The sequence below is a fragment of the uncultured Eubacterium sp. genome, from assembly GCF_937958975.1.
Classification (GTDB): Bacteria; Bacillota; Clostridia; order Lachnospirales; family Lachnospiraceae; genus Eubacterium_G.
The window spans coordinates 1-12,135 of the sequence record NZ_CALGRE010000055.1; the positions used below are offsets into that span (position 1 = coordinate 1).

Below are 12,135 nucleotides of genomic sequence, written 5' to 3' on the forward strand. Positions count from 1 at the left end.
AGATTGGAGCACATCCCAAACCAATAAATATCAGTCCGAGTAATGCGCTTATGTTTCCAAACGGTAAAATTAAAAATATAATACCCAATAGGATAAGTCCCTGGCCAAGCCGAATCATTTGGATATCACTTAATTTCATTGTCAAAAATCCGCTGAAAGCCCTGCCTACAGTGATTCCAATAAAAAATAGACTTGCAAATCCTGCAGCGGTTTCTGCAGATAAGCCCCGGTGGAGTACAAGGAAGCTGCTGGCCCACAATCCGGTGGTCTGTTCGAGAGCACAATAGCAGAAAAATGTTATCATTATCTCCTTTGCTCCCGTAAGTTTAATAATCTGGCGTAATGAAAGTGGTTTGTTTTGGGAGGTTTCATCTGCCTGATTTGCAACACCTGTTCCTTGTTTTTTCCATAACGGAAGACTAATAATCAATATAAAGGTTAATGTAATTTGAATCATAGCGATATAACGATAGCCCATATTCCAGCTCTGCCCACCGGTCAATGCATATCCCATGATATATGGGCCAAGGGAAGCACCAATGCCCCACATACAGTGAAGCCAGCTCATATGCCTGCTCGCATAGTGGAGTGCGACATAGTTATTCAAAGAAGCATCTACACTTCCGGCTCCAAGTCCATAAGGAATAGCCCACAAGCATAAAATGGCATAGGAGTGGCTGATTGAAAATCCAAGTAGTGCAACAGCAGTCATTAGCACACTGACAGCCGTAACTTTTCCTGTACCAAATTTTTTTGTCAGTCTGTCACTTTGCAGGCTGGAGATAATTGTTCCGATAGCGATAATTATGGAAATACCGCCCGCATAGGAAACGGGAACGGAGAACTCCTGATACATTGCCGGCCATGCTGACCCCAGTAGAGAGTCTGGAAGTCCCAGGCTGATAAAAGCAAGATAAATGATAATTAACAATAATTGAAACATTTTATTGTCCTCCTGTGTTTTTTCTTCATCCCAATAATACCGTCAAATGTAGTTTGATACAATATAATTTCAGATGGATAATATAAAAAATGCTCCTGAAATCAATCAGAAGCATTGTATTTAAAAAAATTTTATTTTAATGACTCAATTTCTTTTCCCGAAGAACCATTATTTTATTAATGATAAAAGCAAAAAAGATTAGAATCAATTCTGCAATAGTAGCCCAGAGCCGGGAGATAATAGAGACAATTACCACATATTCATTTGGCATAATTAATGCAAGTCCCACAGCAATAATACCTTCTCTGACCCCAAGTCCTGATGGAGTAAAAATTGCCAGTATACCAATGATTGCAGCCAGACCGTAAATTCCACCGCAATACAATGCCTGTGAGATAGGAACGGGATAAATAGACGCTACAAGCATATAAAATCCGATTCCGACAATAAGCCAGTTTCCAATAAACATCACTACAATTTTTATCATATCGAGATAATTCATTGGGATTTCCATATCATCTTTCTTCATAACTTTGCCGACAATGCGTAATCCCCAGTTGATAATTTTAGGATTAATGCAGATAAAGAAAACGATAATCAGTATAATTGTCATAAACTGATATTTGTTTAATAAATCATTCGGAAAGAAGAAAAGCGATAAAAGGAATAAAAAGGCTGCACCTAAAAGTGTACATACATTTTCCAAGAGAAAACATACAGTAACTTTACGCATTTTTACGCCCTGCTTTTCATATGCGGGAATCCTTGCTGCGAGCATGAAAACCTTTCCGGGAATATATTTTCCAAGTATGGAATAGAGATAACAAATAATGGCATCCTTAAATTTGATAGAAGCATTATTCTTGTAAGTAATATAATGCCATAAAGATGCAAGTGTTATCTTATAAATAAAATAAAATAGCATGGATAGAACAAATATTTTCCAATCCATTTTGAAATCAAGACTTCTGATATCATCTATATTATCTATAAAGTATTTTGCAAGAAATATTGCAACAAGAATAAGAAAGATAGCTTTACATATTTTCATTGCAGACTGTTTATTTATTTTTATAGATTTCATTGGTTATACTCCTAAAAACTTAACAATACGCGGATAAAGCACATATAATAATAAATTATTTTTGTTGGTATTTTTGCCAGCTTGTCATAGTGTTCTTCCGAGAATTTTTTGTTGTGTTCTGCCAGTTTCAGCGCTAATTTGTGATTCCATTTGCATTTATCACTCGTATCCATTTTAATCTTTGTGTGTTTAGACTTAGCACTTGCCAGATTAAATTTAAATACGAGAGCACGCTTCTGACTTCTAACCATATCCCTGTCACTGATATGTGTTGCCATAATATCTCCATCTGAGATTGCCTGATTTATCATATCATAAGCTTTTTGTGAGCGGATAACACAGCTTGTGTGTTTAATAGGATTTCCCTTCATTTCTTTTAACCAGATATCACCAAAACTAATGTCGCTGCATGCAGCATAATGGTCCTGACAGGACATACAACTGTCTTTTTCAAAGAAATATGCATTTTTGTATGCACAGATTGTTTTGGAGTAAGAAAATTCTTTTGCACTGTCATCATCATAAATCACGCTGGATGTACCGCGCCAATGACCTCGTCTATAGTACAGTCTTTTTGCATTTTCGCCTGTAATACCGGATTTCTCCATAGAAAGAGTAGTCGCCTTTGGAGAGTGATTTCCGCTACAATATAAACCAAGTTTTAAAACAACTTTATTCTTTAATTCTTCATCTCTGGAAAAAATAGCGTCTAATCCGCGAAGCATACATGGTGTCATTACGACAGCAACTTTTCCGTCAAAGTTTTTAATAACATCAATATGTTTGAGTAAAGGAATGTTCATGTAGACACTCGAAGAAGCATCACATATCTCTTCCTTTGTAGTTGCGACGTATGTTTTATAAGTAAGCTCACCATTTTCAAAAGCTGTTTTTGTTACCCACGCACCGTCAATTTCTCTGTTTTTTAACATATTACATAGAAGGGCAGTAACCATACCTCCCGAGGCAGCGTTTGCCCGAATAGCTTCGTCAGTTGCGTAGCCTTTTTTGCAGCCTATATGAGAGCCAATGTATTTGTCCGGGTTTTTCAAATCCAAAAGTTTAGATTTCTTATATGGTTTTTCAATGATTTCATCAATAATTTCACTGATATATTTAATGTTATTTTTAGAACTTTCCAGGACTTTATCAAGGTTTTTATCTAATTTTGCACGGATATCTTTTTCATTTGAAATAAAATTCCGGAAACTTTCTTTTAATTCAGAGAGTTCTAGTTTTGAAAAGTCAATTGCATACTGACCTAGTTCAAACATATCAAGGACTTCCTGATATTTATGACTCCAACCAATCAGTAAAACCGGAACTTTCTGCTCAAGAGAACCAATCATCGCATGAAATCTTGAAGCGACAAGATATCGGCATTTACCGATATACGCTCTAATTTCTTCGGCATCCATTTCTTTATGATACCAGCGCACTTTGGTTTTATCGGCAATATCATTGTAGATAGCATCACCAACCAAAAGGTCGTTATTTCTTGATTTCTCACTGTTAATTCTAGCGGCATTTGCTATCAAGATAACATGATAACCGCTCTCGTTAAGATAATTTACGAAAGAAACCATAGTATCCTTGTATGCAATTCCCATCTTGGCACATTTTTTTTCTACAACAGAGCTAATGGAAAGACCAACTACATTCTCATTATAGAAACTGTCTTCCCCGCAGATTTTGTTGATTTCTGCATTCCAATACTCACTGTCTTCCATAGAAAAAGCGCCGTCAGCACAGAGCTTTACATTGTCTTTTATACCAATGCCCATAAGATTATCATATGTTCCCTGACCTCTGGCACAAATAAGTTTCAGTTTTGGAAGAATCCATTTTGCAAGAAACCTGTTATATGGGTTTTTAAATGTTCCGAGAGCCTGGGAGTATTTGACAACCGGAGTTCCCACAAGCAGAGGAACAGCCGCACATACAAATGCGTAAGTATTCATTACGAATCCACGGCTGTCCACAAAAGAGATGCCGGCTTCGTCAACTACCAGGTCAGTATTTAGATAAGTTTTAATAATTTTGTTTTTGGCAATTAACTTTTTAATTGGTGGACACCACTTAAAAAGTTTGTATAGCACTGCAAGAGGAAAAGCAATAAATAATAGCTGTTCCGGTTTTGTGCTTGTAATATTTATAAAATCAAAAGGTAACTGTTTTTTATCTTCTCCGGGATAAACAGACATAAGATTGATATTCAGTCTGTCACCATAAATATTGTGCAGCTGTTTGATTGAGCTTTGAAGCATAGCAGCCGCTCCTTTATTACCACTGTATGATGCTGCGGTAATTCCAATAAAAACATCTCTCATTTATTCCTGCTCCTGTTTTTTCTTTTCAGAATCGTAATCTAATTTTCTGACATGATATTGTACGTCTTCCAGAATTTTACGATTAGCGGCAATATTGTCAGCCTGGAGTGCAATAATAAATGTCTGTACTCCCATGAGTATAAATGTGCTTGCTAAAATAAGTGATTGTATATGTCCGCTTCCGCTGCCCATAAACATGTAGACTAAAAATCGTATTCCGATACCAAATCCAAGCAGGAATAAAATACCACCAATTATACCAAAGAACTTTAATGGTTTATACATCATAAACGAACGAATGATTGTCACCATGGAACGTTTTACATATCCGAACATACTGCTGAACAGTCTCGATTTTCTAAGCTCAGGATTTGTCCGAATCGGAACAGAAGCCATAGCCATCTTAGTTCTTCCTGCCTGAACAATCGTTTCCAGAGTATAAGTATATTCGTTGACTACGTTTAGTCTCATGGCGGCTTCACGGCTATATGCCCTAAATCCACTTGGAGCATCCGGAATATCTGATTTGGAAGCAACTCTTACAGTCCAACTTCCAAGATGTTGTAATTTTTTCTTTAAAGGTGAAAAATGTTCCGTATCATCAATTGGTCTTTCACCAATAACAATATCCGCTTTTTCATCCAAGATAGGACGGACAAGTTTCTCAATATCCTCGCCACAATACTGATTGTCAGCATCGGTATTTACAATGATGTCTGCACCATTTCTGAGACATGCATCAAGACCGGCCATAAAACCTTTGGCAAGTCCCTTATTCTGTTTGAAATTAACAACATAATGAACTCCCCAGTTTCTGGCAACCTCCACAGTATTGTCAGCACTTCCGTCATTGATAATCAAGTATTCGATTTCGTCTATTCCGTCAATATGTTTTGGCAAATCATTTAAAGCGATTTCCAATGTTTCAGCCTCGTTATAGCAAGGCACCTGAATTATAAGCTTCATTTCTCTCTCCTTATTTATTATTGTATATTTGAAGGCTGTAGCCTTTTTCCCGCAGTGAGTTGGCTAAATCATCTCCTTTAATGATGATAACGTCACGCTTCGCTTTTTCATAATTAAAGTCATCTAATGTAAAATAATTGTCGTTTCCATATATTTTAGAGCATTCTTCAATGGCTTCATTTATCAGGGTTTTCTTACAAATCACAAAGAAACTATCATTTTTGCTGTCCTTGATATATTTATAACTGCTGACATCAAAGCCGGGAAGTCCGAACTGATATGATTTGAGTAAATATGCATTTCGGGCAAAAAATACAGTATGGTATTGTTCTGATATTTCATCAAGTCCTTTAAGACCATTAAAGTAATTAATTACATTTTTTGATTTTTTTACGGCAACATCATCTCTTCCGTTTCGCACATAACCAAATACATGATTAAAGTTAATTACAGATAGTGTAAAAGTTAATATGCACGCAGAGTAAATGATTTCTTTTTTCTTTATACTGGTTAAAACTAAAATGATAACGAAAGCAATCAAAGCGGCAATACCGGCTTTAAAAAGCGCATCGGTTAAATCAGGAAAAGCAGCATTTGTTTTTCCCTTTATAATTTTCAAAAATCCTGTCAGCGATAAAAAGTATCTGGCATTGGTCTTTGGCACATTCGTAAGGCTTGGGCTTACTTTAGTGATAAATAATGCAAAAACAGCAACGTATGTTACCAGCGCAAGTATTTTTGACTTCCATTTTATAATTAAATTATTTTTATATACAAGAGCATATAATGCCATGAGGCATATCGGGGCAACAGCGCCCACAGTATATCGTCCATAAATCATACGGTCAGCTCTGTTGAGTTCCACACCAATCATTAAATCGTATATATGTGGGAAAAAGAAGAGCGCACCCATTGCAAAAGTTCCAAGGAGGCAGAGCAGTGAAAAAACAGCAAAGATATTTTCCTGGTCTGTTCCCTGACGTTTTTTTATATTTACAAAGATGATTATCACGGTGGCAAATGTTCCAATAATCACTAATCCCATTGAGGAGGCAAATAGGTTGAAAAGCCATCCAATACATAATTTTAATTCAATAATAAAACCTTGTGGGGTGAATATTTTCATGAAAGCATCAAAATCAAAGCTTTCCATGCTGGCATGACGGGTTCCATACTCTCCATAAACACCACTCTTAATATAGGAGGAAAGCATTTTGTCTATCACAAGCATAACTAGTGTTGTCGGTAAATAAACAATATAATTAGCTATATGCTTTCTATATACGATGGACATAAAAAGAAGTGTCATAAATGTGGCAATAATCAATACGATACCTCGAGAGTGAGACATGTAAGCGTATACAGAAACAATTGCCAATATGAGAGATAAAACATTTCGTTTTATTTTATTTTCAGTTTTGGTACATGTTGATAATTCTAATAAAATTAAAACAATTAACCAGGGAAGAAAAATAAGCATCATATCACTTCTTGCATAGAGAGAATAGAGCCACAAAGATGATATTCCGCCGGAAGCGACTGCCAGAAGGAGTGCCTTTTTCCATGATTCAATTTTTAAGTGCTTTCTACAAATATGATAAGCAATTACAGGAATAAAACTAATAATCAGCATGTGAAGCGCCATAATAGTTTTATACATCATAAAAGGATTGTTTCTAAAAATCAGATATATAGGCAAATATAGAGCGGATACACCATATTTATAATAAAAACCGCCCATACTCTGAACACAAAGACTCCAATCGTCACCGGCTAGAAATGCCGTATTCGCAACTGTACCCACCTCGTCAAGTACAAGTGGAATTGACAGGTGGATACCATAATAAACAGAAATTGCAGCAAAAATAATATAAAGTAATAACTTGATTTTCGTATCACTAGGCTTACATAAATTTTTCAACATATTACACCTCAAAGAAATTAGTCGCGGAAATAGATGTCAGTTGTATATACTTTATCCATGACATCTTCTAAGTCAGCATTGTACCTGTTTGCAATAATAACGTCACAGGTATTTTTAAATTCTTTCATATCATTAATAACAGGAATGTTATTGTAATGGTCTTCTTTAATAATAGGCTCAAATATTACAATCTTTATACCTTTATCAGATAATTTCTTCATAATATCCCAAACGGCAGATTCTCTGAAGTTATCAGAATTGGCTTTCATTGTAAGTCTGTAAACACCAACGACCTGAGGATTAAATGAAGCTACTTTGTTGACAATATAATTTTTTCTTGTAATATTGCTGTTAACGATAGCTTCGATAATATCGTTTGGTACATGTTTATCCGTATAGTTTGCTAATAACTGTTTCGTATCTTTTGGCAGGCAGTAACCGCCATATCCGAGAGAAGGATTGTTATAATGATTTCCGATTCTCGGGTCCAGGCACACACCGGTAATAATCTGTTCGGAGTTTAAACCGTTTTCCTGGCAATAAGTGTCTAATTCATTAAAATAGGAAACGCGGAGTGCCAAGTAAGTATTAGAAAATAACTTGACAGCCTCAGCTTCAGTATATTCAATTACAAGCGAGGTAATATCTTCTTTGATAGCCCCCTCTTTTAATAGAGAAATGAAAGTGTTTGCTCTTTCTACGAGATATTCGTCCGAGAAGTCTGTTCCCACGACAATACGGGAAGGGTAGAGATTATCATATAAAGCTTTTCCTTCACGCAAAAATTCAGGTGAGAAAAGTATATTTTTCAGATTATACTTATCACGGATTTTTTTGGTATAACCTACAGGAATTGTAGATTTTATAATAATAGTCGCATCTACACCCAAATCAATAATTTGTTCAATCACACATTCGATAGAAGAAGTATCAAAGTGATTGGTTTCCGTATCATAATTGGTAGGTGTAGAGATGATAATAAAATCAGCATTTGAAAATGCCTCTTTATAATCTGTTGTACCCTTGAGATTTAATTCTTTATTTTTTAAATAATCAATAATATAATCATCTGTTAACGGTGAGATTTTATTGTTGATTAAATCAATCTTTTCCTTATTAATATCAAATGCTACGACTTCGTTGTTTAATGATAATAAAATTGCGTTAGATAATCCAACATAGCCTGTGCCGGCAACGGCAATTTTTATTTGGTTCATATTCTGCCTCCTAATGCTTCTAATAGAAGTATTTGTTTTTTTTTCCAAAATATTAAAAAAAATGTAATATTTATAAATGCATAGATAGAATTAATATAATACTAGGCACGAAAAATGTCAACGAAACAAATTTGATATAAATGTGATGAAAAAAATAAAAGAAATTTCTGAATGAATTGATTTTTAATGGGATATTTTGTAAGATATAGATTAAGTGTGAGATTATGTCTAAAACAGACTTAATTATAGAAGGAGGTCATTATGGCTAACGTTATTTCGGATGAAACAATTGAATATGTTGGGATTCTTGCAAAATTAGAATTGTCTGACGAAGAAAAAGAAAAAGCAAAACAGGATATGGGAAAAATGCTTGATTATATTGATAAACTAAATGAGTTAGATACAAGCGAAGTAGAACCTATGAGCCATGTTTTTCCGGTAAACAATGTTTTCCGGGAGGATATTGTGACAAATGGGGACGATAGAGAAAACATATTAAAAAACGCTCCGGAAGAAAGAGAGGGAGCATTCGTAGTGCCAAAAACATTTGACTAATAAAATTAGATATGTTGAATAAATATCGAAAATATTTATTTTCGTAGATTTAGAAAGGAAATTTGAGATGAATCTAATGCGTTTAACAGCTGTGGAACTGGGAAAGAAGATTCAGAGCGGCGAAGTAAAAGTGAAAGATGCAGTTCTCGATGCTTTTGCCCAAATAGAAGCAGTGGAAAAAGATATTAACAGTTTTGTAACTGTTTTAGAAAAAGAAAAGGTATTGGCTCAGGCAGAGAAGATACAGGCTGAGATAGATGCCGGAGAATTGACTTCTCCGTTAGCAGGTGTTCCTGTGGCAATAAAAGATAATATGTGTACAAAGGAAGTTCTTACAACATGTAGTTCAAAAATATTGTCAAACTTTTATCCAACCTATACATCCGAGGCGGTACGGAACTTAGAAAAAGCAGGTGCCATTATTATAGGAAAAACGAATATGGATGAGTTTGCGATGGGAAGTACAACAGAGACTTCTTATTATGGTGAGACAAAAAATCCTTGGAATACAGAACATGTACCCGGCGGTTCATCAGGTGGTTCCTGTGCGGCTGTGGCAGCAGAGGAGTGTTCTTATGCCCTTGGCTCAGACACAGGCGGCTCTATCAGACAGCCGAGTTCGTTTTGTGGTGTTACAGGGATTAAGCCGACATATGGCACGATTTCCCGTTACGGTTTGATTGCATATGGTTCATCTCTGGACCAGATTGGGCCGATTGCGAAGGATGTGACAGACTGTGCTACGATTTTAGAAACGATTGCCGGCTATGACACAAAGGATTCTACTTCTGTAAAAAGGGATGATTATAAATTTACTTCAGCATTAGTGGATGATGTAGAGGGAATGAAAATTGGTATTCCAAAAGATTATTTTGGGGAAGGTCTGGACACAGAAGTAAAGGAAGCTATTTTAAATGCTGTAAATGTTTTAAAAGACAAAGGCGCTATTGTAGAAGAATTTGATTTGAGTCTTGTAGAGTATGCTATTCCTGCATATTATGTTATAGCAGCAGCGGAGGCAAGTTCAAATCTTGCAAGATTTGAGGGCGTGAAATATGGTTATAGAACAGAGGATTACCAGGGACTTCACAATATGTACAAGAAGACACGTTCCGAAGGTTTTGGCGAGGAAGTTAAGAGAAGAATTATGCTCGGTTCTTTTGTTTTGAGTTCGGGGTATTATGATGCATATTATTTAAAAGCATTGAGAACAAAGGCTTTAATAAAGAAGGCATTCGATGATGCATTTGCAAAATATGATATTATTATCGGACCGGCGGCACCGACAACGGCGCCAAAGCTGGGGGATAGTCTGTCAGACCCAATTAAGATGTATCTTGGAGATATATATACAATCTCAGTAAATCTTGCAGGACTTCCGGGAATTTCTGTTCCATGTGGAAAAGACAGCAAGGGGCTTCCTATAGGAATGCAGATAATTGGTGATTGTTTTAAAGAAAATAATATTATCAGAGCGGCATATGCATTTGAACAATCCAGAGATTATGAGAGATGTACTGTTGCTAAAAGCAGAGATTAGGAGGGAGCAAAATGAAAGCGTACGAAACAGTAATTGGACTGGAAGTCCATGTAGAGTTGGCAACAAAGACTAAGATATTCTGCTCCTGTTCAACAGAGTTTGGTGGAGCACCAAATACACATACATGTCCGGTTTGTACGGGTATGCCGGGTTCACTTCCGGTTTTAAATAAACAGGTTGTCGAATATGCTATGGCTGTAGGGCTTGCCACAAACTGTGATATCACAAGAAATGGAAAGTTTGACAGAAAGAATTATTTTTATCCGGATAATCCACAAAATTATCAGATTTCACAGCTTTATAAACCAATCTGTACCAATGGCTATGTAGAGATTAAAGGGGACAATGGAGAGACAAAGCAGGTAAGAATCCATGAGATTCATATGGAAGAGGATGCCGGAAAGTTGATTCATGATGATTGGAATGATTGTTCTCTTGTGGATTTGAATCGGTCAGGTGTGCCGCTTATTGAAATTGTATCAGAACCAGATATGAGAAGCGCCGACGAGGTTGTGGCTTATCTGGAAAAATTAAGACTGATTATCCAGTATCTTGGAGCATCTGACTGCAAGTTAAACGAAGGTTCCATGAGAGCCGATGTGAACTTGTCAGTAAGAGAGGCGGGAGCCACGGAGTTTGGTACCAGAACAGAAATGAAAAATCTGAATTCATTTAAGGCGATTGCAAGAGCAATTGAAAATGAGACAGAGAGACAGATTGATTTAATTGAATCGGGTGAAAAAGTAATACAGGAAACCAGACGCTGGGATGACGCAAAAGAGTATTCTTATGCAATGCGTTCTAAGGAGGATGCACAGGATTATAGATATTTTCCAGACCCGGACCTTGTACCGGTAATTATTAGTGAGGAATGGTTGAAGGAAGTAAAATCAAGAGAGCCGGAGTTTCGTGATGAAAAGATGGCGAGATATATTTCTGAGTTTGAGCTTCCGGAATATGATGCGGATATTATTACATTATATAAACCATTGGCTGATTTGTTTGAGGAGACGGTTGCTCTGGGCAATAAGCCAAAAGAGGTAAGTAACTGGATTATGGGTGAGACGATGAGACTTTGCAAAGAAGAAAGTATTGACCCTGACCAGATAAAATTTTCAGCAGCAAATCTTTCTAAATTAATTAAATTGATAGAAGGAAGCGTTATCAACAGAGGAGCTGCAAAAGAAGTATTTGAAGAAATGTTCAAGTCTGACATAGACCCTGAGGTCTATGTAGAAGAACACGGAATGAAACAGGATAATGATGAGGATGCTTTGCGAGAGATTGTCAGGAAAGTGATTGAAGAAAATCCTAAGGCTGTAGAAGATGTACGTTCCGGAAAGGGAAAAGCGATTGGAGCTTTAGTTGGGCAGACAATGAAAGCTACACAAGGGAAAGCAAATCCGGGTGTGGTAAATAAATTGTTAAAAGAATTGCTATAGAGATAAATAGAGCCAGACCATGTTTTATGTGGTGTTGGCTCTATATTTTTTCCTGTAATAGTAATTTTTATAGAATCGTTGCGATAAAAATACCAGCTCTTGCGTTTAATAGTTATAAAAAGTTTGGAGGTTAA

Annotated in this window: 9 protein-coding genes; 3 read left to right on the forward strand and 6 right to left on the reverse strand. The window is 36.2% G+C overall.

Features of this window, described 5'->3' with window-relative positions:
- The 6 genes from Q5O86_RS10190 to Q5O86_RS10215 all read right to left on the reverse strand — a co-directional run.
- Nucleotides 1-943, reverse strand: a 943-nt coding sequence (locus Q5O86_RS10190) for a sugar MFS transporter (RefSeq protein WP_302627042.1), incomplete at its 3' end; no start/stop codon positions are given.
- 136 nt (nucleotides 944-1,079) lie between these two features.
- Nucleotides 1,080-2,027: a lysylphosphatidylglycerol synthase domain-containing protein gene (locus Q5O86_RS10195; protein ID WP_302627043.1), complete on the reverse strand. Its 948-nt coding sequence runs from the start codon at nucleotides 2,025-2,027 to the stop codon at nucleotides 1,080-1,082.
- A gap of 11 nt (nucleotides 2,028-2,038) precedes the next feature.
- On the reverse strand, nucleotides 2,039-4,357 hold the full coding sequence (locus tag Q5O86_RS10200) for a polysaccharide pyruvyl transferase family protein (protein ID WP_302627044.1): 2,319 nt from the start codon (nucleotides 4,355-4,357) through the stop codon (nucleotides 2,039-2,041).
- Nucleotides 4,358-5,323 carry a glycosyltransferase family 2 protein gene (locus Q5O86_RS10205; protein ID WP_302627045.1) on the reverse strand — a complete coding sequence of 322 codons (966 nt, stop codon included), beginning with the start codon at nucleotides 5,321-5,323 and terminating at the stop codon, nucleotides 4,358-4,360.
- Nucleotides 5,324-5,333: 10 nt separating this feature from the next.
- Complete coding sequence (locus Q5O86_RS10210; protein WP_302627046.1) at nucleotides 5,334-7,247, reverse strand: hypothetical protein; 1,914 nt, start codon at nucleotides 7,245-7,247, stop codon at nucleotides 5,334-5,336.
- Nucleotides 7,248-7,264: 17 nt separating this feature from the next.
- Nucleotides 7,265-8,455 carry a nucleotide sugar dehydrogenase gene (locus tag Q5O86_RS10215; protein ID WP_368074774.1) on the reverse strand — a complete coding sequence of 397 codons (1,191 nt, stop codon included), beginning with the start codon at nucleotides 8,453-8,455 and terminating at the stop codon, nucleotides 7,265-7,267.
- A 270-nt stretch (nucleotides 8,456-8,725) separates the two neighbouring features.
- On the opposite strand from Q5O86_RS10215, the gene gatC reads away from it, so the two are divergent.
- The 3 genes from gatC to gatB all read left to right on the forward strand — a co-directional run bounded on the left by gatC (nucleotide 8,726) and on the right by gatB (nucleotide 12,001).
- The gene (gene gatC / locus Q5O86_RS10220; RefSeq protein WP_302627048.1) at nucleotides 8,726-9,019 is read left to right on the forward strand and encodes an Asp-tRNA(Asn)/Glu-tRNA(Gln) amidotransferase subunit GatC; all 294 of its coding nucleotides are present in this window, start codon (nucleotides 8,726-8,728) and stop codon (nucleotides 9,017-9,019) included.
- Between the two features lie 67 nt (nucleotides 9,020-9,086).
- Nucleotides 9,087-10,559, forward strand: coding sequence for an Asp-tRNA(Asn)/Glu-tRNA(Gln) amidotransferase subunit GatA (gene gatA, locus Q5O86_RS10225; protein WP_302627049.1), 1,473 nt, complete (start codon nucleotides 9,087-9,089; stop codon nucleotides 10,557-10,559).
- 11 nt (nucleotides 10,560-10,570) lie between these two features.
- A complete protein-coding gene (gene gatB, locus Q5O86_RS10230) occupies nucleotides 10,571-12,001 on the forward strand; it encodes an Asp-tRNA(Asn)/Glu-tRNA(Gln) amidotransferase subunit GatB (protein ID WP_302627050.1) in 1,431 nt (476 codons plus the stop codon).
- The last annotated feature ends 134 nt before the right edge of the window (nucleotides 12,002-12,135 follow it).